General features: G+C 53.5%; 20 protein-coding genes. 14 read left to right on the top strand and 6 right to left on the bottom strand.

Annotated features, from left to right (window positions below; genetic code table 11):
- Window positions 1–31: 31 nt before the first annotated feature.
- From AB182_RS09765 to AB182_RS09725, 9 genes are all read left to right on the top strand, one after another.
- Window positions 32–958, top strand: coding sequence for a hypothetical protein (locus AB182_RS09765; RefSeq protein WP_047369895.1), 927 nt, complete (start codon window positions 32–34; stop codon window positions 956–958).
- A 23-nt stretch (window positions 959–981) separates the two neighbouring features.
- Window positions 982–1,431 (top strand): NUDIX hydrolase, encoded by a 450-nt coding sequence (locus AB182_RS09760; protein WP_047369894.1) that lies wholly within the window; start codon window positions 982–984, stop codon window positions 1,429–1,431.
- 333 nt (window positions 1,432–1,764) lie between these two features.
- Window positions 1,765–3,717, top strand: coding sequence for a methyl-accepting chemotaxis protein (locus tag AB182_RS09755; protein ID WP_047373251.1), 1,953 nt, complete (start codon window positions 1,765–1,767; stop codon window positions 3,715–3,717).
- Between the two features lie 223 nt (window positions 3,718–3,940).
- Window positions 3,941–5,047: a tRNA 2-thiouridine(34) synthase MnmA gene (gene mnmA / locus AB182_RS09750; RefSeq protein ID WP_047369893.1), complete on the top strand. Its 1,107-nt coding sequence runs from the start codon at window positions 3,941–3,943 to the stop codon at window positions 5,045–5,047.
- 35 nt (window positions 5,048–5,082) lie between these two features.
- A complete protein-coding gene (gene hflD / locus AB182_RS09745; protein ID WP_047369892.1) occupies window positions 5,083–5,712 on the top strand; it encodes a high frequency lysogenization protein HflD in 630 nt (209 codons plus the stop codon).
- 19 nt (window positions 5,713–5,731) lie between these two features.
- Window positions 5,732–7,102 carry an adenylosuccinate lyase gene (purB, locus tag AB182_RS09740; protein WP_041851691.1) on the top strand — a complete coding sequence of 457 codons (1,371 nt, stop codon included), beginning with the start codon at window positions 5,732–5,734 and terminating at the stop codon, window positions 7,100–7,102.
- A 137-nt stretch (window positions 7,103–7,239) separates the two neighbouring features.
- Entirely contained in the window at window positions 7,240–7,914 is a 675-nt protein-coding gene (phoP, locus tag AB182_RS09735) for a two-component system response regulator PhoP (RefSeq protein WP_047369891.1), read from the top strand.
- Entirely contained in the window at window positions 7,911–9,374 is a 1,464-nt protein-coding gene (phoQ, locus tag AB182_RS09730; RefSeq protein WP_047369890.1) for a two-component system sensor histidine kinase PhoQ, read from the top strand. Before phoP ends, phoQ begins: the two co-directional genes overlap by 4 nt.
- A gap of 90 nt (window positions 9,375–9,464) precedes the next feature.
- Window positions 9,465–10,586: a ribosomal protein uL16 3-hydroxylase gene (locus AB182_RS09725; RefSeq protein WP_047369889.1), complete on the top strand. Its 1,122-nt coding sequence runs from the start codon at window positions 9,465–9,467 to the stop codon at window positions 10,584–10,586.
- Between the two features lie 66 nt (window positions 10,587–10,652).
- On the opposite strand, the gene pepT is transcribed toward AB182_RS09725, so the two are convergent.
- The gene (gene pepT, locus AB182_RS09720; protein ID WP_047369888.1) at window positions 10,653–11,879 is read right to left on the bottom strand and encodes a peptidase T; all 1,227 of its coding nucleotides are present in this window, start codon (window positions 11,877–11,879) and stop codon (window positions 10,653–10,655) included.
- Window positions 11,880–12,136: 257 nt separating this feature from the next.
- Here pepT and potA point away from each other — a divergent pair, with 257 nt between their 5' ends.
- The 4 genes from potA to potD all read left to right on the top strand — a co-directional run bounded on the left by potA (window position 12,137) and on the right by potD (window position 16,101).
- A complete protein-coding gene (potA, locus tag AB182_RS09715; protein WP_177328624.1) occupies window positions 12,137–13,288 on the top strand; it encodes a spermidine/putrescine ABC transporter ATP-binding protein PotA in 1,152 nt (383 codons plus the stop codon).
- Window positions 13,272–14,129: a spermidine/putrescine ABC transporter permease PotB gene (gene potB, locus AB182_RS09710; RefSeq protein WP_047369886.1), complete on the top strand. Its 858-nt coding sequence runs from the start codon at window positions 13,272–13,274 to the stop codon at window positions 14,127–14,129. The genes potA and potB overlap by 17 nt, the downstream gene beginning before the upstream one ends.
- Window positions 14,126–14,974, top strand: coding sequence for a spermidine/putrescine ABC transporter permease PotC (gene potC, locus AB182_RS09705; RefSeq protein WP_223883582.1), 849 nt, complete (start codon window positions 14,126–14,128; stop codon window positions 14,972–14,974). The genes potB and potC overlap by 4 nt, the downstream gene beginning before the upstream one ends.
- 80 nt (window positions 14,975–15,054) lie before the next feature.
- Window positions 15,055–16,101: a spermidine/putrescine ABC transporter substrate-binding protein PotD gene (potD, locus tag AB182_RS09700; protein ID WP_047369885.1), complete on the top strand. Its 1,047-nt coding sequence runs from the start codon at window positions 15,055–15,057 to the stop codon at window positions 16,099–16,101.
- Between the two features lie 68 nt (window positions 16,102–16,169).
- On the opposite strand, the gene cobB is transcribed toward potD, so the two are convergent.
- Genes cobB through lolC form a run of 5 tightly spaced genes read right to left on the bottom strand, consistent with a single transcriptional unit; the run spans window position 16,170 to window position 21,078 of the window.
- Window positions 16,170–16,991, bottom strand: coding sequence for a Sir2 family NAD+-dependent deacetylase (cobB, locus tag AB182_RS09695; protein ID WP_047369884.1), 822 nt, complete (start codon window positions 16,989–16,991; stop codon window positions 16,170–16,172).
- Between the two features lie 15 nt (window positions 16,992–17,006).
- Window positions 17,007–17,918, bottom strand: coding sequence for an N-acetylglucosamine kinase (nagK, locus tag AB182_RS09690; protein WP_047369883.1), 912 nt, complete (start codon window positions 17,916–17,918; stop codon window positions 17,007–17,009).
- Between the two features lie 22 nt (window positions 17,919–17,940).
- Entirely contained in the window at window positions 17,941–19,185 is a 1,245-nt protein-coding gene (lolE, locus tag AB182_RS09685; RefSeq protein ID WP_047369882.1) for a lipoprotein-releasing ABC transporter permease subunit LolE, read from the bottom strand.
- Window positions 19,185–19,886, bottom strand: a complete 702-nt coding sequence (gene lolD / locus AB182_RS09680) for a lipoprotein-releasing ABC transporter ATP-binding protein LolD (protein ID WP_047369881.1) — start codon at window positions 19,884–19,886, stop codon at window positions 19,185–19,187. The genes lolE and lolD overlap by 1 nt, the downstream gene beginning before the upstream one ends.
- A complete protein-coding gene (lolC, locus tag AB182_RS09675; protein WP_167337871.1) occupies window positions 19,879–21,078 on the bottom strand; it encodes a lipoprotein-releasing ABC transporter permease subunit LolC in 1,200 nt (399 codons plus the stop codon). Before lolC ends, lolD begins: the two co-directional genes overlap by 8 nt.
- A gap of 289 nt (window positions 21,079–21,367) precedes the next feature.
- Between lolC and AB182_RS09670 the strand changes: the two genes are divergently transcribed.
- Complete coding sequence (locus tag AB182_RS09670) at window positions 21,368–22,402, top strand: acyltransferase family protein (protein WP_047373248.1); 1,035 nt, start codon at window positions 21,368–21,370, stop codon at window positions 22,400–22,402.
- Window positions 22,403–22,523: the final 121 nt, after the last annotated feature.

Below are 22,523 nucleotides of genomic sequence, written 5' to 3'. Positions count from 1 at the left end.
AACTATATGTTGTCATGGATGAGGAGAAGGTATGTTGTTACGGGTTGCCACTTTTTTACTGCTCTGCGCTGTTTCTTCATTATGTTTTGCTGAGGAAAATTGCGAAACCATTGGCGGGAGGGCCGCAGGCGAAGCAGACTATCTCGTCGAGGTTGCAAAAGTGACCAGCCCTGATCGGTTGCACTTTTATTCTGCCCCCGGCTCGGAATGCCAGCTTCCCGCTTTTTTAGTCAACGGCGACACCGTTGAAATCCTGCGAAGCTCAGTTTTATACGGTAAATCAGGCGGGGTATCCCCAACCCATCCCTTTCGCTATGTACGCTACCGGGATGCCAGCGGCGCTTTCGCCACCGGTTGGGTGACGGCCGATCAACTGACCCCCTTACCCCCCCCTTTGCCGATCAGTCATGAATGCCAGGCGTGGGCAAATGAGGCCCTGCCTTCACGTGTGCGAGAAGCCCCTTCGACCACGAACAGATTCCGCGTTCAGGGTCAGGCGCGAGCGTGGTTTTACTCAATGCCCAACGAAAAGTGCCGTAGCCCGTCGGTATTCCTGGTGCCGGGGGATAGTGTTTCCGCTCAGGAACAGTCCGAGGATGATTTTCTTGAGGTGGCCTGGTACGGTCCCGATCACCGCATCATTCGCGGCTGGCTTAAAAAATCACAGCTGGCACCGGTTGACGAGGGCGATCGCTATCGCGATGACATTAACCCGCTCTCTGTCGATAAAGCCACGCGCATTGCCACGCTTTCCCTGCGTACCGACTATCACTGTGTGTTTTACGAAAGCTGGGACGCGCCAAAAGAGATTCAGATTATCGTGCGCGAAGATCACCAATCAGCGCTGTGCCGTGGCAGTGCTGATAGCGAGACGTCTCCACCGGTGGCCTATATTAGTATCAATAAGCAGAGTGGCGAGATCAGTTGGCCGGATATGGCCGATGGCTTTGATGAATAACTTCGATAAACAAAGAGGAACGTATGTTTAAACCTCATGTCACCGTCGCCTGCGTCGTCCATGCGCAGGGCAAGTTTTTGGTCGTAGAAGAGACAATCAGTGGCAAGGCGCTGTGGAACCAACCTGCCGGACATCTGGAAGCCAATGAAACGCTGGTGCAGGCGGCAAAACGTGAGCTGTGGGAAGAGACGGGTATTCATGCCACGCCCGATGCCTTTATTCGTATGCATCAGTGGATTGCGCCGGACAAAACCCCCTTCCTGCGTTTTCTGTTTGCCGTCGATCTGGAGGATGTCTGCGCCACGGAGCCACACGACAGTGATATTGATCGCTGTCTGTGGGTCAACGCTGACGAAATTCTGACCGCGAAGAACCTTCGCTCCCCGCTGGTCGCAGAAAGCATTCGCAGCTGGCAAACCGGCACACGTTATCCGTTATCAGTGATTGGCGAATTCAACTGGCCCTTTCAATAAGCACCTGTTTCCGACAAAAGCCGCGCCAGCGCGGCTTTTTTGTTCATATCTGCCGTAACCGGGCATACCATCTGTGGAATTAATACCAAAGCGAAATATTTAACCGCAACTTAACACACCAAAAGTCACGCTACACTCCGTATATTCCTTCACATTTAACATAAGTGGCATATTACTCCTGCTACTTAAGGGCTTTTTTGTGCATTTTTACGCCGGGGTGGTCACATAGTTAACAATTAAAGATCAAAAAATATACGCCGATAGTCATCGAGGAAGGCATTCCCGATTTGTGGGATTGTAATGATGCTACACGTTGAAATCAGAGGTACGGTGATGGCAAGACAATATGTGCAAAAAAAGATGAGTACCCGCGCCCAGATGTTACTTACAGGCGCCTTAACCATCACTCTCGGCTTTGTTGCAACCATTGGCGTGCTGAGCTGGCAGTCCAGCAATGAGCAAAAATCATTAGCAGAACAATACTTACACCAGATTGCGCAGAGTGAAGCCCTGAAAATTCAGCAAGATCTTAACTATGCGCGCGATGTTGCGCATAACCTTGGCCACAGCCTCATTGCCTTACCGGGTGCCGGGATAACAGATCGAAAAGTCGCCGATAAAATGATGGAATCCGCCCTGCGTGACAATCCTGATTACCTTTCCATCTCGGTGATTTTTGAAGAAAACGCCTTTGACGGAAAAGATGCGGATTTTGCTGATAAGCCCGATCAGGCGCCGAAGGGCCGTTATGCCTTTTTCGTTGACCGCGATCAGTCAGGCAATTTCAAGATGCACCCCCTGCTCTCTTATCTGACGCCAGGCCAGGGTGATTATTATCTGGTGCCGCAAAAATCGCAGAAAGACACGCTGATTGAACCCTATAGCTACGCTTACAACGGCGTGCCGACGCTGTTGACCTCTGTCGCGGCCCCGGTGGTCAGTCAGGGCAAACTGCAAGCCGTGATCACCTCGGATATCTCGCTTGCTTCATTACAGGAAAAAGTAAACCAAATTAAACCGTGGGAAGGCGGCGGCTACGCCGTGCTGCTGTCGACGGCGGGCAAAGTAATTTCCTATCCCGACAAGAAAATGACCAGCAAACCTTTTCCGGGCAACACGAATAATTTCTCTTCACAGGTTGTGGAACAACCTGACGCCATCCTCGGTGAAAATGCTTTAGTGACCTGGCAGCCCGTCTCTATCGGTAACAGTACCGACAAATGGTATCTGGGCGTCGTCGCGCCGGTCAGTCAGGTGATGGCAGCGGCCAACCGTCAACTGATGAACGCCATCATTCTGATGGTGCTCAGCATCCTGCTTGTTAGCGCCTTGCTGGGTATCGTCTTTAGCCGCAAGGTCTTGAAACCGATTGGCGGCGAACCGCTGGAAGCCGCAACCATCGCGCTGGCGGTCGCAGACGGCAAGCTGGATAACGAAATTAATGTTAAATCCGGTGATCGCCAAAGCCTGTTTTTCGCGTTGCAGACCATGCAGGCACAGCTTCGCCAGATCGTCGGGCAGATCAAAGATGCCAGTGATTCCGTGCGTCAGGGCGCGGGGGAGATTGTTAGCGGCAACATAAACCTCTCTTCACGCACGGAGCAGCAAGCCGCAGCGCTGGAACAAACGGCCGCCAGCATGGAGCAATTCAGTGCGACGGTGAAACATAACGCTACCAACGCACACCAGGCAACGGCCCTGACGGCGAATGCAACGCAGATTGCCAGCCGGGGTGAAGCGCTGGTCGGTCAGGTGGTCAAAACCATGTCGCAGATTGATGACAGCTCGAAGAAAATCAGTGACATCACCACCATGATCAACAGTATCGCCTTCCAGACCAATATTCTGGCACTTAACGCCGCCGTCGAAGCAGCGCGCGCAGGCGAACAGGGGCGCGGTTTTGCCGTAGTGGCCTCCGAAGTACGTAACCTCGCACAGCGCAGTGCCAATGCGGTGAAAGAAATTGCCGCACTGATTGAAGAGTCGAGCCAGCGTGTCGAAAACGGCGTTCAACTGGTTAATGATGCCGGGAAGACAATGCAGGAAATGACCCAGGCGGTTAATTCTGTACAAACCATCATTAATGAGATTGTTGTCGCCTCTGATGAGCAGGCCAAAGGCATTAGCCAGGTGACCATTGCGGTTAACGAGATGGATGGCGTCACCCAGCAGAACGCTTCGCTGGTGCAAGAGATGGCGGCGGCGGCCAGTTCTCTTGAAGAACAGGCCCAGCAACTTGCCCAGAGTGTGGAGCAGTTCAGCATCGACGAACAGCGTGCCGCCTGACACACCGACTCAAAAGGCATGTATTAACACTAACCCCAGCCACGCTGGGGTTTATCGTTCTGTGCCTCATTTGCCACGAACCATCACGCCGCAACGCTCACGACCGGGCAGGTCAGCGGTATTTTCCGTCCCACTTGTTGCGGATTGGTAATATGCAGGGGTGCCTGCGCGGCGAGTGCGTGATAGAATACGCCGCCTTGAAGTTCAATGTCGTGAGTATTCTATGTCTGATAGCCCAAAAAAAGTGATCGTCGGCATGTCCGGCGGTGTCGATTCTTCCGTTTCTGCCTGGCTGTTACTGCAACAGGGTTATAAGGTGGAAGGCCTGTTCATGAAGAACTGGGAAGAGGACGACGGCGAGGAATACTGTACCGCAGCGGCCGATCTGGCCGATGCGCAAGCCGTGTGTGACAAACTCGGTATTGAACTGCACACCGTAAATTTTGCCGCAGAATACTGGGATAACGTGTTTGAACACTTCCTGGCGGAATATAAAGCCGGACGCACGCCGAACCCGGATATTCTGTGTAACAAAGAGATCAAATTTAAAGCCTTCCTCGAATTTGCCGCCGAAGACCTGGGTGCCGATTATATTGCGACCGGCCACTACGTGCGTCGCGCGGATGTCGATGGCAAAAGCCGTTTGCTTCGCGGGCTGGATGGTAACAAAGATCAGAGTTATTTCCTTTATACGCTTGGCCATGAGCAGATTGCGCAAAGCCTGTTCCCTGTCGGTGAACTGGAAAAACCCGAAGTGCGTAAAATCGCCGAAGAGTTGGGGCTGGTCACGGCGAAGAAAAAAGACTCTACCGGTATCTGTTTTATCGGCGAACGCAAATTCCGCGAATTTTTAGGCCGCTACCTGCCTGCCCAACCGGGCAAAATCCTCACCGTTGATGGCGAAGAGATTGGCGAGCATCAGGGGCTGATGTACCACACGCTGGGCCAACGCAAAGGTCTGGGGATTGGTGGTACCAAAGAAGGCACTGAGGACCCGTGGTACGTGGTCGACAAAGACGTGGAAAACAATATTCTGGTGGTCGCGCAGGGGCATGATCACCCACGTCTGATGTCCGTTGGGCTGATTGCTCAGCAGTTACACTGGGTTAATCGCGAACCGCTGGTCGGTACGCTGCGCTGCACCGTGAAAACCCGTTACCGCCAGACCGATATTCCGTGCACCATTACGGCGCTGGATGATGATCGTATTGAGGTTCGTTTTGACGAGCCGGTGGCTGCGGTGACCCCAGGCCAGTCTGCCGTTTTCTATAGCGGCGAAGTGTGCCTCGGCGGCGGCATTATCGAACAGCGTATCGCGCTGCCGGTTTAATCGACGAGACTGAGATAGCGAATCAAGGAGCGAGTGTGGCTAAGAATTACTACGACATCACCCTGGCGCTGGCGGGTATTTGCCAGTCCGCCCGTCTGGTGCAGCAACTGGCGCATCAGGGACATTGCGACGCCGACGCGCTCCATGTTTCTCTCAATAGCGTCATCGACCTCAACCCGGATTCCACCCTGAGCGTTTTTGGCGGTAGCGAAGCGAACCTGCGTACCGGGCTGGAAACGCTGCTCGGCGTCCTTAATGCCAGCAGCCGTCAGGGGCTGAATGCCGAACTGACCCGCTATACTCTTAGCCTGATGGTGCTGGAGCGCAAGCTGGCGGGCCACAAAGATGCGATGAATACGCTCGGTGACCGTATCGCTGGTTTGCAGCGCCAGCTTGAGCATTTTGAACTCCAGTCAGAGACGCTGCTTAGCGCCATGGCCGCGATTTATGTCGATGTGATTAGCCCGCTCGGGCCGCGCATTCAAGTCACGGGTTCGCCTGCGGTTCTGCAAAGCCCGCAGGTCCAGGCAAAAGTTCGCGCCACACTACTTGCCGGCATTCGTGCCGCTGTGCTGTGGCACCAGGTTGGCGGTGGCCGCCTGCAGTTAATGTTTTCCCGTAATCGCCTGACCACTCAGGCCAAACAAATTCTCGCTCATTGTTAACCTCCCGGAGTTCTGAACTATGGAATTATCCTCACTGACCGCCGTTTCCCCTGTCGATGGACGCTACGGCGATAAAGTCAGCGCGCTGCGCGGGATCTTCAGCGAATTCGGTTTGCTGAAATTTCGTGTACAAGTCGAAGTACGCTGGTTACAAAAGCTGGCGTCACATGCAGCGATCAAGGAAGTTCCTGCTTTTGCTGACGACGCAAACGGTTTCCTCGATAAAATCGTCGCCGACTTCAATGAAGAAGACGCGGCACGCATCAAGACTATCGAACGCACCACTAACCATGACGTGAAAGCGGTCGAATATTTTCTGAAAGAAAAAGTGGCGGATATCGCGCAGTTACACGCGGTGTCTGAATTTATCCACTTTGCCTGCACCTCAGAAGATATCAATAACCTCTCCCACGCATTGATGCTGAAAACCGCACGTGATGAGGTCATCCTGCCTTACTGGCGTCAGGTTATTGATGCGGTGAAAGACCTGGCCGTGCAGTATCGCGATATCCCCCTGCTTTCTCGTACTCACGGGCAGCCGGCTACGCCGTCTACCATGGGCAAAGAGATGGCCAACGTGGCATACCGTATGGAACGCCAGTATCGCCAGCTAAATCAGGTGGAAATCCTCGGCAAAATCAACGGTGCGGTAGGTAACTACAATGCCCACATCGCCGCCTATCCCGAAGTGGACTGGCACCAGTTCAGCGAAGAGTTTGTGACCTCACTGGGTATCCAGTGGAACCCGTACACTACGCAGATCGAGCCGCATGATTATATTGCCGAGCTGTTTGACTGCATGGCGCGCTTTAACACCATTCTGATCGACTTCGATCGCGACGTATGGGGTTACATCGCGCTGAACCACTTCAAACAGAAAACCATCGCTGGCGAAATTGGTTCTTCCACCATGCCGCATAAGGTTAACCCGATTGACTTCGAAAACTCCGAAGGCAACCTCGGTCTGTCCAATGCCGTATTGCAGCACCTGGCCAGCAAACTGCCGGTTTCCCGCTGGCAGCGCGATCTGACCGACTCCACCGTACTGCGTAACCTCGGCGTTGGCGTCGGTTATGCGCTGATTGCCTATCAGGCAACGCTGAAAGGCGTGAGCAAGCTGGAAGTGAACCGCGACCGTCTGCTGGACGAGCTGGATCATAACTGGGAAGTACTGGCAGAACCGATTCAGACCGTTATGCGCCGCTACGGTATCGAAAAACCGTACGAGAAGCTCAAAGAGCTGACCCGTGGTAAACGTGTGGATGCCGAAGGCATGAAACAGTTTATTGATAGCCTTGCACTACCCGAAGACGAGAAAGTTCGTCTGAAAGCGATGACCCCGGCAAATTACATTGGTCGCGCCATCACGATGGTTGATGAATTGAAATAATCCCTTCCTGCCGACTTTCGCCCTCTTTTCATCGGGAAAGAGGGCTTCCTTCCTCTCGGTTTAACAAATGTTTATCCCTGCCGCCAGAGAATCAGCGTTACACTATTCGTATTGAAAATATAAGGAGAGTTAAGACGATGCGCGTACTCGTTGTGGAGGACAATGCCCTGTTGCGTCACCACCTGAAAGTTCAACTTCAGGAACTGGGACATCAGGTCGATGCCGCGGAAGATGCAAAGGAAGCGGACTACTTTCTTAATGAACACGTGCCTGATATCGCCATTGTCGATCTCGGCCTGCCCGATGAAGATGGATTATCGCTCATTCGCCGCTGGCGCAGTCATGAGGTCTCTCTGCCTGTTTTAGTCCTGACCGCACGTGAAGGCTGGCAGGATAAAGTCGAAGTGCTGAGCGCGGGCGCCGATGATTACGTCACCAAACCCTTCCACATTGAAGAAGTTGTGGCCCGCATTCAGGCATTAATGCGCCGTAACAGCGGTCTGGCCTCGCAGGTTATCTCTATGCAGCCGTTTCAGGTGGATCTCTCGCGCCGGGAAATGTCGATCAGCAGCGAAGTGGTTAAACTGACGGCGTTTGAATACACCATTATGGAGACTCTGATTCGCAATAGCGGCAAAGTGGTCAGCAAAGACTCCCTGATGCTCCAGCTCTATCCTGATGCCGAACTGCGCGAAAGCCACACCATTGATGTCCTGATGGGGCGCTTGCGTAAGAAAATCCAGGCACTCTATCCCGCAGAGGTGATCACCACGGTACGTGGCCAGGGTTATCTCTTCGAACTGCCCAAATGAGACGGGTAATGCGGCATCTTCTGCCGCTCTCGTTACGGGTTCGTTTTCTTCTGGCGACCGCCGCCGTTGTGCTGGTGTTGTCACTCGCCTATGGCATGGTTGCCCTGATAGGCTACAGCGTCAGTTTCGATAAGACCACGTTTCGTCTGCTGCGCGGCGAAAGTAACCTGTTCTATACCCTTGCCCGCTGGGAAAACAACACCCTGAGTGTCGACCTGCCGAACAGCCTCAATTTACAGAGCCCGACCATCACGCTGATTTATGATAAAGATGGCAAACTTATCTGGTCGCAGCGAGATATCCCCTGGCTGGCAAAACGTGTTGATCCCTCCTGGCTCCAGGCCGACGGATTCCATGAAATCGAAGCGGATGTGGACGACTCAAGCACGCTGGTGGATAACGATGAGTCGGTGGTGGAACAGTTCAATGAAATTCGCGAAGATGACAACACGTCCGAAATGACCCACTCGGTGGCGGTCAACCTCTATCCGGCCACGGCGCGAATGCCGCAGCTCACCATTGTCGTTATTGACACCGTTCCCATCGAACTCAAGCGATCCTGGATGGTGTGGAGTTGGTTCATTTATGTTCTGGCGGCAAACCTGTTGCTGGTGATCCCACTGTTGTGGATAGCCGCCTGGTGGAGCTTACGGCCCATAGAGGAACTGGCGAAAGAGGTACGCGAGCTGGAAGAACACCACCGCGAGAATCTGAACCCGGCCACCACGCGCGAGCTGACCAGTCTGGTGCGTAACCTCAACCGCCTGCTGAAAAGCGAGCGTGAGCGCTACGACAAATACCGGACCACCCTCACCGATCTGACACACAGCCTGAAAACACCGCTGGCCGTGCTGCAAAGTACGCTGCGTTCGTTACGCAGTGAAAAACTGAGCGTCAGCGACGCCGAACCGGTAATGCTGGAACAGATAAGCCGTATTTCTCAGCAAATTGGTTATTATCTGCACCGCGCCAGCATGCGCGGTGGCAGCGGGCTGCTTAGCCGTGAACTTCACCCGGTCGCTCCGCTCCTTGATAGCCTGACCTCGGCGCTGAACAAAGTGTATCAACGCAAAGGAGTGAATATCAGTCTCGATATCTCGCCGGAGATAAGCTTTGTGGGTGAGAAAAACGACTTTATGGAGGTGATTGGCAACCTGCTGGATAACGCCTGTAAGTATTGCCTCGAATTTGTCGAAGTGTCGGCAAGGCAGACCGATGAGAACGTGCACATTATTATCGAAGATGATGGTCCGGGGATCCCGTTATCCAAACGTGAGGTGGTGTTTGATCGTGGCCAGCGCGCCGACACGCTGCGCCCGGGTCAGGGAGTGGGATTATCCGTCGCCCGCGAAATCGTTGAACAATACGACGGACAAATCCTGACCAGCGAAAGTTTACTCGGCGGGGCAAAAATGGAGGCCATCTTCGGCCGCCAGCAACCGATAAGCGGCGATAATTAACGCATTCAGTCAAAATAACTCGGCCTGTCCCACGCAGGCCGTCCACCATCCGTTATACTCCGACTCAAACTAACGTTTGGGGAAACAAACATGGACTATAACATCAACCTTAACTGGCCGGATTTTATCGAGCGCTACTGGCAAAAACGCCCGGTGGTACTCAAACGCGGCTTTGCACAATTTATCGATCCCATTTCCCCTGACGAACTGGCCGGTCTGGCCATGGAAGATGAAGTCGACAGCCGACTGGTAAGCCATCTTGATGGCAAATGGCAGGTCAGCCACGGGCCGTTCGAAAGCTATGATCATCTGGGCGAGAGCAACTGGTCGCTACTGGTGCAGGCGGTGAACAACTGGCATGAACCGACCGCGGCGCTGATGCGTCCGTTCCGCGCCCTGCCCGACTGGCGCACCGACGATGTGATGATTTCGTTTTCCGTGCCCGGCGGCGGCGTGGGCCCGCATCTCGATCAGTACGATGTGTTTATCATTCAGGGTACCGGCCGTCGTCGCTGGCGTGTGGGTGAAAAGACGCCAATGAAGCAACACTGTCCACACCCGGATCTGCTGCAGGTCGATCCCTTTGAGGCCATTATCGATGAAGAGATGGAGCCGGGCGATATTCTCTATATTCCGCCAGGATTCCCGCATGAAGGCTACTCGCTGGAAAACTCCATGAATTACTCCGTCGGCTACCGGGCCCCCAGCGGACGCGAATTGATCAGCGGTTTTGCCGATTATGTGTTGCAGCGCGAACTGGGCAGCCAGCGCTATACCGACCCGGATGTGCCGTCACGCGAACACCCGGCAGATGTCCTGCCGCAAGAGCTGGATGGCCTGCGCCAGATGATGCTGGATCTGATCAATCAGCCAGAGCATTTCAATGAGTGGATCGGTGAGTTTATTACCCAGTCGCGACATGAGCTGGACGTCACCCCACCTGAGCCGCCCTACCAGCCTGATGAGATTTATGATGCGTTGAAACAGGGTGATAAGCTGGTGCGTTTAGGCGGGCTGCGCGTGTTGCGTATTGCGGGCGAAGTATTTGTTAACGGCGAGCGCATTAACTCCCCGCACCGCCCGGCACTCGACGCGCTGGCAAATCATATCGTTCTGGATGAGAGCGCCTTTGGCGATGCACTTGAAGACCCGTCATTCCTTGCAATGCTCGCCGCACTGGTCAACAGCGGATATTGGTTCTTCGAAGACTAAACCATAAAAAAGCCGGGCAGCGTCGCGTTTGCCCGGCCTGTCTGTCTTGTTGTTAAGAAAAAACGTTTATTCCTGTTTCGCTGTCAATTCGGCGATACGCACAATCACCTGTACCGCTTTTTCCATGCCTTCCAGCGTCACAAACTCATGTTTGCCATGATAGTTATAACCGCCAGTAAACAAGTTCGGACAAGGCAGCCCCATAAATGACAGCTGTGCACCATCGGTACCGCCGCGAATCGCTTTCATCTGCGGTTCAATATCGCAATCGCGCATGGCCTGACAGGCAATATCGATAATATGCGGATGATCGACAATCTTCTCGCGCATATTGTAATAACTGTCCTCAATCACCAGCTCAATGTAGCAGTCCGGGTGCAGGCCTTTCCCGACTTTTTTGGCAATTTCCATTATCTTGCGCTTACGCGCCTCAAACGCTTTGCGGTCAAAATCGCGAACGATGTAATGCATCTCCGCGCGTTCAACGGTGCCTTTGATGCTGGTAAGGTGGTAGAAACCTTCATAACCCTCGGTATTTTCCGGGCTCTCGTCGGCAGGCACCAGCGCATGAATACGGCTGGCCAGCGACAGCGCATTCACCATCACCCCTTTCGCGGTTCCGGGATGCACGTTATTACCAACAATTTTGATCGTGACTGAGGCGGCGTTGAAGTTTTCGAACTCCAGTTCACCCACTCCGCCGCCGTCGACGGTGTAGGCCCATTTCGCGCCAAACGCCCCGACGTCAAAATGCTTCGCCCCTTTACCGACCTCTTCATCCGGGGTGAACGCCACATGAATATCACCGTGCGGGATTTTTTTCTGTTTCAGCACGGCCATCGCGGTCATGATTTCTGCCACACCGGCTTTGTCATCGGCACCCAGCAGGGTTTTACCGTCGGTGGTAATGAGCGTCTGCCCCAGTAACTGATGCAGCACCGGGAACATGACGGGTGAAAGTATTTCATCGCCGATACCCAGTGCGATATCGCCGCCACGGTAGTTTTCGAGGATTTGCGGATTCACATTTTTACCGCTGCAATCCGGGGAGGTATCCACATGCGAGATAAAGCCAATAGCGGGCACCGGCTTGTCAACCGTAGAGGGCAGCGTAGCCATCACTGTCCCTTTCTCGCTCAGTGTGACATTTTCCAGCCCCATCTCTTCAAGCTGCTGCTGGAGTAAGCGCAAGAGCTTCCATTGCCCGTCGGTACTCGGTACCTGACGGACACCCGGCTTCGACTGAGTATCCAGCGCAACATACTGTAAAAAACGCTCTAATAATTTATCCATACAGCCACCCTCGCTAAACGTGACAACATTATTAATAAGCCCGAAAAGACAAATATTGCGTCAGGTCACTTTTATCCCGCAAACGAGGATATTTTCATTTTTGTTTTGTTCAGTTAAACGTAGCTGACAAAACCAACTTTTGGCCGCGTAAATAGATCAATGATTGGCGATTTCAGTGCTTTGCCGTAGAATGCCAGGCCTTCATCACTGTGTCAGACCCTAAGGTGGTTAATCACAAACCCCGCATCCGGAGTGTTATCCGATGCGTTGACAAGGGACAGAGTAAAAAATTGAATACACAACCGCGTTCGCCCACTCCGCTGGTGCAACTGGTCGACCTTTGTAAAGGTTTTGATGGTAAAACGGTCATTTCTGACTTTAACCTGACCATCAATCACGGCGAATTCCTCACCCTGCTCGGCCCGTCCGGCTGCGGCAAAACCACCGTGCTTCGCCTGATAGCCGGGCTTGAAAGCGTTGATGTGGGCCATATCAAACTCGACGACCAGGATATCACCGACGTACCGGCAGAACATCGCCACGTTAATACCGTCTTTCAAAGCTACGCGCTTTTCCCTCATATGACCGTTTTTGAAAACGTGGCATTTGGTCTGCGGATGCAAAAAACGCCTGCGGTAGAGATTGCTCCGCGCGTCACTGACGCCCTGCGAATGGTGCAGCTTGAAGAATTCGCCCGGCGCAAACCGCACCAGCTCTCCGGTGGTCAACAACAGCGTGTTGCTATTGCTCGCGCCGTGGTAAACAAGCCACGCCTGCTCTTACTGGATGAATCGCTCTCCGCGCTGGATTACAAGTTGCGCAAGCAGATGCAAAACGAATTAAAGGCGTTGCAGCGTAAACTGGGTATTACCTTCGTCTTCGTAACCCACGACCAGGAAGAAGCGCTGACGATGTCAGACAGGATCGTGGTGATGCGTGACGGCAAAATAGAACAAGACGGTACGCCGCGGGAAATTTACGAGGAGCCGAAGAACCTCTTCGTCGCCAGTTTCATTGGTGAGATTAATATCTTCAGTGCCATCGTCATTGAGCGTCTCGATGCCCGGCGCGTGCGTGCGACCGTCGAAGGACGCGAATGCAATATTTACGTCAGCTTCCCGGTCGAAAAGGGCCAGTTGCTAAACGTAATGCTGCGCCCGGAAGATTTGCGCGTCGAAGAAATCAATGACGTCGCAGAGGTTGAAGGATTGGTAGGTTATGTACGCGAACGTAATTATAAAGGGATGACGCTGGAGTCGGTGGTAGAGCTGGAGAACGGCAAAATGGTGCTGGTCAGCGAGTTCTTCAACGAAGATGACCCCGATTTTGACCACTCTTTGAACCAAAAAATGGCGATTAATTGGGTGGAAAGCTGGGAGGTCGTACTGGCTGATGAAGAGCACAAGTAAATTCCAGAATGTGGTGATTGCCACTATCGTCGGTTGGCTTGTGCTGTTTGTCTTTCGGCCCAACCTGATGATCATTGCAACCAGCTTTTTGACCCGTGACGATACCCACTTCGTGTCGATGGTCTTCTCGCTGGATAGCTACGCTCGCCTGCTGGACCCTCTCTATTTTGATGTGCTGCTGCACTCGCTGAATATGGCGGTAATAGCAACCTTTGCCTGCCTGGCGCTGGGGTATCCCTTCGCCTGGTTTCTGGCAAAGCTGCCCGCGAGAGTGCGCCCGTTATTGTTATTTTTACTGATCGTTCCGTTCTGGACCAACTCGCTGATTCGTATCTATGGACTGAAAATTTTTCTCAGCACCAAAGGATATCTGAATACTTTTTTGCTCTGGCTGGGGGTCATTGATGAACCATTGCGCGTGATGTTTACCCCTGCGGCGGTGATTATCGGGCTGGTGTATATCCTGCTGCCGTTTATGGTCATGCCGCTCTACTCCAGTATCGAAAAGCTCGATAAACCCTTACTGGAAGCGGCGAAGGATCTCGGTGCCAGCAAGTTGCAGACCTTTTTGCGTATTATTATTCCGCTGACGATGCCGGGCATTATTGCCGGTTGTCTGCTGGTGTTGCTGCCAGCGATGGGGTTGTTTTACGTCTCGGATCTGATGGGCGGCGCCAAAAATCTGCTGATTGGCAATGTGATCAAAAGTCAGTTTCTCAATATTCGCGACTGGCCGTTTGGCGCGGCCACCAGCATCACGCTGACCCTTGTGATGGGCCTGCTGTTACTGGTTTACTGGCGCGCCTCGCGTCTGCTTGACAAGAAGGTGGAGCTGGAATGATCGGTCGACTGCTGCGCGGCGGTTTTATGACCGCTATTTACGCGTACCTTTATATTCCCATCATCATTCTGATTGTGAACTCGTTTAACAGCTCACGATTCGGGATTAACTGGCAAGGGTTTACCACCGACTGGTACAGCTTGCTGATGAATAATGACAGTCTGTTGCAGGCGGCACAGCACTCGCTGACGATGGCGGTGTTCTCCGCCACGTTCGCCACGCTTATCGGTTCGCTGACCGCCGTGGCGCTGTACCGCTATCGCTTTCGCGGCAAACCTTTTGTCAGCGGTATGCTGTTCGTGGTGATGATGTCGCCGGATATCGTCATGGCCATCTCATTACTGGTGCTGTTTATGCTGCTGGGTATACAGCTGGGGTTCTGGTCGCTGCTGTTTTCGCACATTACTTTCTGCCTGCCGTTTGTGGTCGTGACGGTCTATTCACGCCTGAAAGGATTTGATGTGCGGATGCTGGAGGCGGCAAAAGATCTGGGCGCCAGCGAGCTGGTGATCCTGCGCAAAATCATTCTGCCGCTGGCGATGCCTGCCGTGGCGGCAGGATGGCTGTTGAGCTTTACCCTGTCGATGGATGATGTGGTAGTCTCGTCCTTCGTTACCGGACCGGGCTATGAAATTCTGCCGTTGAAAATCTATTCCATGGTGAAAGTCGGCGTCTCACCCGAGGTGAACGCGCTGGCAACCATTCTGCTCGTTCTGTCGCTGGTGATGGTTATCGCAAGCCAGCTTTTTGCACGTGATAAAACGAAAGGCCGCCAGGGCCGGTACCCTAAGAATTTCGAGTTGCATTGCGGCCGCAAGCTCGTTAATCCCCGGGAGCATAAATAACTATGTGACTGGGGTTAGCGAGCGCAGCCAACAAAAATGCGGCTTGAAAGACGACGGGTATTTATCTCAGGGGACGTTAAATGAAAAAATGGTCACGCCACCTGCTTGCTGCCGGAGCTCTGGCACTGGGCATGAATGCCGCTCACGCGGACGACAGCAAGACACTCTACTTCTATAACTGGACGGAATATGTGCCGCCTGGTCTGCTGGAGCAGTTCACTAAAGAGACGGGCATCAAGGTTATCTATTCGACCTATGAATCGAATGAAACCATGTATGCCAAGCTCAAAACCTATAAAGATGGTGCATACGACCTGGTGGTGCCCTCCACTTATTTTGTCGACAAAATGCGTAAAGAGGGCATGATCCAAAAGATCGATAAAACGCAGCTAACCAACTTCCATAATCTCGACCCGGATATGCTGAACAAGCCGTTTGACCCCAATAACGACTACTCCATTCCGTATATCTGGGGTGCGACAGCCATTGGCATTAATAGCGAAGAGATCGATCCTAAGACGGTGACCCGTTGGGCGGACTTATGGAAACCTGAGTATAAAAGCAGCCTGCTGCTTACCGATGATGCGCGCGAAGTCTTCCAGGTGGCGCTGCGTAAACTGGGGCTGTCCGGCAATACGACCGATCCGAAAGAGATTGAAGCGGCATACAAAGAGCTGCAAAAACTGATGCCTAACGTGGCGGCGTTCAACTCCGATAACCCGGCGAACCCGTATATGGAAGGCGAAGTAAATCTCGGTATGGTGTGGAACGGCTCCGCGTATGTCGCCCGTCAGGCGGGTACGCCGCTGCAGGTCATCTGGCCTGAGGAAGGCGGCATCTTCTGGATGGATAGCCTTGCGATTCCGGCCAATGCTAAAAACAAAGCGGGTGCGCTTAAGCTTATTAACTTCCTGCTGCGCCCGGAAATTGCTAAGCAGGTAGCGGAAACCATTGGCTATCCGACGCCAAACCTCGCGGCCCGTAAGCTGCTCAGCCCGGAAGTGGCTAACGATAAATCACTCTACCCGGATGCTGAAACCATCAGCAAAGGTGAATGGCAAAACGATGTCGGCAGCGCCAGCGCCATTTACGAAGAGTATTACCAGAAGCTCAAGGCAGGCCGTTAACACTTATTCTGCCAGGCTCACCCCATAAAAAAGGGCCGCATCTTCGCGGCCCTTTTTCTTCACCCGACTTAAAGCCCTTTCAGCAGCTTTTCAACATATTCCGGCACCACTTCACTGGCGAGGCCGTAATGCTTCTCTTCGAACTCGCTGCCGACCTGGCTCGGTTCAAGGTTGAGCTCAACGGTGTGCGCACCGTGCAGTTTAGCCTCATGGACAAAACCGGCCGCCGGATAGACATGGCCGGAGGTACCAATGGCGATAAACACATCGGCCATCGCGAGTGCATGATAAATCTCGTCCATCCCGAGCGGCATCTCACCAAACCAGACTACATGCGGGCGTAACGGCGCAGGAAACTGGCAACAGTGACACTTGTCTTCCGCAGTGACATCCTGTGTCCACGTCAGTACCTGCCCGCTCTGCGAACAGCGCACTTTCAGCAATTCGCCGTGCATATGGATGATATGATGGTTTCCGGCGCGTTCGTGCAGGTTGTCGATATTCTGCGTCACCAGTAAAAAGCGATCGCCGAGGATATCTTCCAGCTTCGCCAGCGCCAGATGCGCCGGGTTTGGCGCGATTTCCGGGAGCTGGAGCTGCTGGCGACGCGCATTATAGAAAGCCTGCACCAGTTGCGGATTGCGGGCGAAACCTTCTGGCGTTGCCACATCTTCCACATGGTGTTCTTCCCACAAACCATCGGCAGCGCGAAAAGTGCGAATGCCTGATTCTGCGGAGATCCCCGCCCCCGTTAGTACCACTACTCTCGGTTTTTCCATCACTTCCGGCACCACCTGGTCTCTGAAAAAAATCCGCTGACGTAAGCGCTCACGCAAACGGCGTTTATTACGGCGAAAACAGCTGAGACGATGTGACCGACGAGACTGCATATCATCCTCTCAGGATTAATCAGTAAGATGAAGGAAAGCGGCGCCGCGCATGCCGCCAGCATCGCCGTGACGAGCACGTTCAATGCGGGGTATCCGGGCAACCGGCAACAAGTGTGGCGGTAAACGCGCCGCCAGCAACGACGTCAGTGCAGAGAAATTCGATAAGCCGCCACCGATAACCAGTAAATCCGGATCCACTATCGTCAGGATATTCCCAAGACACACCGCCAGCAAATCAGCATAGCGCTCAACATGCGCTTTCGCCTGCGCATCGCTCTGCTCCCAACGCGCAATGATTTCCGGGGACGATAAGAATTGGTGGTAGTAATGTTGATACAACCAGGCAAAACCGCGCCCGGAAAGGTAGTTTTCGATACAGCCCAGTTTGCCGCAGCCGCAACGCGTGAGCGGAAAATCAAAGCCCATCAGCGTCATAGCATCGACCGGCAGACGAATATGGCCAAACTCGCCGGTAATATAGCTGCGTCCCTTGAGGGTCTGGCCGTTGGCGACGATGCCACCGCCAACGCCAGTCCCCAGAATAAGCCCCATCACAATCGGATACTGACGAAACTCATCATCCCAGGCTTCGGAAAGAGCAAAACAGTTGGCGTCGTTATCAAGGCGGACATCACGCGCGAGCCTTGCGCTCAAATCCTTGCGCAGCGGTTGACCACTGGCGGCCGGCACATTGGCGGCATAGAGGGTGCCATCTGCGGTTTCCGGCATGCCCGGAATACCGATGCCGACGCTGCCCTGACCGCCGAAGCGTGCATCAGCGTCGGCCACCAGTTGAGTGATAGTCGTTAAAAATGTCTCATAACTGTCTTTCGGTGTGGCGACGCGCTTTTCCCATTGCAAACGACGGGTATCGTCAAATACCCCCAGCGCTATCTTGCTTCCGCCGATATCAAATCCGTAATACATCGCCTCTCCTTTTTGCTTTTTATTATTGTCCGCTTAACACCCTCGCCGGATCGATATTGCTTGCCCGGCGTGCCGGATACCAGCTTGCCAACAGACTCAGCACCAGTGCGGTGACCAATACATACACCACATCCAGTACGTGTAACTCCGACGGTAGAAAATCGATAAAGTAGATATCGCCGGATAAAAATTGATGACCAATAATCTTTTCAATCACGCGGATTATGGCGGTCAGTTGCAGTGACGCAACCACACCGATCACCGCGCCGATCACGCTACCCAACAGGCCGGCCAGCAAACCGTACCAGACGAAAATCGCCCGGATCAAACCATCTTTCGCTCCTAATGTGCGTAGCACGGCGATATCGCTGCTCTTATCTTTTACCGCCATGACCAGCGTGGAGACAATATTGAAACAGGCCACGCCAATCACCAGTACCATCGCCAGATACATAATGGCGCGGATCATCTGAATATCGCGGTACATATAGCCGTACTTACCGATCCAGCTTTTAATATAGACATAGCTGTTGGTGACTTCACCGGCGCTACGCACCAGCGTGTTCGCGTTAAAAACGTCCTTCACTTTTATGGCGATGCCCGTAACGCTACTGCCCATATCCAGATATTGCTGCGCGTCTTCCATGGGGATCATCGCAAACGCATGGTCGAGCTGACCGCTCAATTGCAATACGCCGGTAACATGCAGTCTGACGCGTTTGGGCTGCAACAGTTTGTGGTCGGTGTCGGAATTGGGGATCATTATCGATACCCAATCACCCTGTTTTACGTTCAGCGCATCCGCAACACCTTTACCAAGGATAATCTGCTGCTCACCAGGTTTAAAATTGCGCCAGGCGTCGGCCTGCACAAAATGGGGTAATGCGCTCAGACGGGATTCCTGCTCAGGGTTTACCCCCTTCACCTGGATCGCTCGCAAATTGGTGCCGCTCTCCACAAGGCCAGTGAAATTAATATAGGGCGCAGCGGCGACAATACCAGGCACTTTTTCTACTTTTTCCAGTGCGTCGTTCCAGTTATTCCACGGCTGATTCACTGGCTCAATTTCGCCATGCGGCACAACCGCCAGAATACGGTTATTAAGCTCACGCTCGAAGCCGTTCATTGCGCTCAGACCGACAATCAATACCGCAACGCCAAGGGAAATACCTATCGTGGAGATGACGGAAATCAGCGAAACCATACCACTGCGGCGGCGGCCACGGCTAAAACGCAAGCCAATCAGTAATGACAGAGGAGACGCCATCACTCGGCCCCCATCAGGGTCATTTCAGTGCTCAGGCGACCGTCGCGCATCTCCAGTTGGCGGCTCATCCGTTTCGCCAACTGCAGATCATGTGTGACCACCAGGAACGCCGTGCCCTGTGACGCGTTCAGTTCCCCCAGCAGTTGGAAAATACTGTCCGCATTGCGGGCATCAAGGTTACCAGTCGGCTCGTCCGCCAGCACCAGACGTGGATTATTCACCAGCGCACGAGCAATGGCCACGCGTTGACGCTCGCCGCCTGAGAGCTCCGAGGGGCGATGACTGGCGCGATGCTCAAGCCCAACCGCCCGCAGCATTTCCCGCGCCCGGACATCAATTTCCGCCGCTTTGTGCTTACCAATCAGCAGCGGCATCGCGACATTCTCCAGAGCGGTAAAATCCGGCAGCAGGTGGTGAAACTGATAGATAAAGCCGAGTTCGCGGTTGCGTAGCTCCGCTTTCGCCGCAGAGGAGAGTTTGCTCAGCTGTTGGTTATCGAAGGTCACTTCGCCAGATGTCGGCGTGTCCAGCCCGCCCAACAGATGCAGGAGCGTACTTTTACCGGAACCGGAGCTGCCGACAATGGCCATCAACTCACCTTCACCCACGCTAAAGCTCACATCGTGCAACACGTCGGTTTGCACTTTCCCTTCCTGATAGCGTTTGCACAGGTTGTCGCATTGCAACAGGATCTTATTCATAACGTAAAGCCTCAGCGGGTTGAGTGGCGGCAGCGCGCCAGGAAGGATAAAGCGTAGACAACAGCGCGATGGCCATTGCCACCAGCGCGATAACAACCACCTGTAACGGCTCGATGGCCACCGGCAACGCAGCGCCATCAAGAAACGCACCGATGACAGGCATCAGGTTATTCAACTGACTGGCAAGCAGTGCGCCAAGCGCCGCCCCCAGCAGCGCGCCAATGATGCCGGCGCTTGCGCCCTGCACCATAAAGACGGCCATGATCTGACGCGGCGTCAGCCCCTGGGTTTGCAGAATCGCTACTTCTCCCTGTTTTTCCATCACCATCAGGCCAAGGGAGGTAATAATATTGAAAGCCGCCACCGCAATGATCAGGCTTAACAGCAGCCCCATCATGTTTTTCTCCATACGCACGGCCTGGAAGAGTTCGCCTTTGCGTTCGCGCCAGTCCTGCCATTTGGTCCCTTGCGGCAACGCCTGCTGGCTCAGAACATCGACCTGCAGTGGCGCATTCAGCCATAAACGCCAGCCGGTAATATTGCCCGCGGGGTAGCGCATCAGACGGGACGCATCCTGGATATTGACCAGCATCTGGTAGTCATCCACTTCACTGCTGGCAGCAAAAGTCCCGACCACGGTAAACAGGCGTTGACTGGGCAAACGCCCCATCGGCGTAAACTGGCTGGCAGATGGCACCATGACGCGAATCTGGTCGCCACGATTGACGCCTAATTGTCCGGCCAGACCTTCACCGAGGATCACATTGTACTGCCCGGCTTCCAGCGAAGATTGCTGTACATTGACCAAATACGGGGTGAGCGGATCTTTTTGCGCCGGGTCGATCCCCAGCATTACGCCAACAGCCACGCTGCGTGCGCTCTGGAGAACGACATCACCGGTACTCAATGGCGCAATGCGATTAACGCCCTGTAATGTGAGCGCGCTGGCAGGTAATTGTTCAGGGTTGAGCGAGCCGTTTTGCGCGGTGATGACAGCCTGTGGCATCAGACCCAGGATGTTATTTTGCAGTTCGCGCTCAAAGCCATTCATGACCGACAGCACGGTCACCAGCGCCATTACGCCAAGCGTAATGCCAATGGTTGACAGCCAGGAAACGAAACGACCGAAGCGGTCGGCTGCGCGCCCACGCATATAGCGCAGGCCGATAAAGAGAGTGACAGGCTGGTACATGAAATCCGTCTGGTTGCTGTTAGCAGACTCCGAAGTATATAAGCGAAAGCGTAGAGCGTAAATGAGTGAAACGGTAAGCGGACGTCTCAGAGGCCAGGAAAAAATCCGATAAATCAAATTGCTAGTTGCGCGACTTTTACGCGTTTCGTGTCCCGTCGCTATGTCGTTTTCTTACTCACCCCCTGATATTTATCCGAAAAGGGATGAAATACAGACTGTTTACCGTTACACCCCGCAGCGACGCCACCAGGATAAACGCCGAACTTTGTAATACAAACGGCGAAAGATGATGAAAAAAAAGACTCTATGGATAAATCAAATCAAGGGATTATGTATCTGTCTGGTGGTTATCTATCACTCAGTTATTACGTTTTACCCGCACCTCACCACATTCAGCCACGCGTGGTCAGAAACGCTGGCAAAGTGCTGGATCTACTTTAATCTTTACCTTGCTCCTTTCCGCATGCCCGTGTTCTTTTTTCTCTCTGGCTACCTGATTCGACGCTACATTGACGAGGTGCCATGGAAAGAGACGATCGACAAGCGGATCTGGAGCATCTTTTACGTGCTTGTGCTCTGGGGCGTACTCCAGTGGCTGGCGCTAAGCCACATTAATGACTGGCTCGCCCCTGCGCGGGATTTAAGCGGTGCTTCTAACGCCGCCTATGCGGATACCCCCTCTGCGTTTATTAAAGGGATGCTCACCGCCAGTACCAGCCTGTGGTATCTCTACGCGCTGGTGGTTTATTTCATTCTGTGCAAATTACTGAGCCGCTGGGCTCTTGCTGCACTCGCCGTAATGGCACTCCTCAGCGTCGCGATTAACTTTTTGCCCTCGCCCTGGTGGGGTATGAACAGCGTACTGCGCAACATGATCTACTACAGCATGGGAGCATGGTTTGGCGGCGCCATTATGGATGCAATGACGCGTTTCTCTTTTCGTCGCTACGTTGTCTGGCTGGCGGGAGCATTACTTGCTGCGGTGGCCCTCTGGTTTTTAAATGTGCCCTTGCCCCTTAGTCTGCTGTCGGTAGTGCTGATTTTGCGTCTGTTCCATGCGCTGGAAGCGCGTGTTGGTTCAGGCGACAATGCAGTGCTGAATATCGTCGGCAGCAATACGCTCGCTATCTACACCACCCATCGCATTCTGATTGAAGCGCTCAGTCTGGCTTTATTGACGCCGATGAATGCCGGGCGCTGGTCGCCTGCCGTCGAGCTTACCATCGTATTGCTCTATCCGTTCTGTAGTCTGGTTATCTGTACCCTGGTTGGCTTGTGTATACGGAATCTATGGTCACTCCCGTTTTTGCAACACCGATTTTGACGACAAGTTGGCTTGCTTGAATCTATCCGGCGTCTGAATGGGATTTTATTCCCGCGCCTCGATGAGTTCCGCGCCTGATGAACCTCCAGAAAATATACGGCTTCAATGAGCCTTTCCGTTT

Source organism: Phytobacter ursingii (assembly GCF_001022135.1).
GTDB classification, from domain to species: Bacteria; Pseudomonadota; Gammaproteobacteria; order Enterobacterales; family Enterobacteriaceae; genus Phytobacter; species Phytobacter ursingii.
Note: the sequence above shows the minus strand (reverse complement) of the source record. Positions and strands in the feature narration are given on the sequence as shown.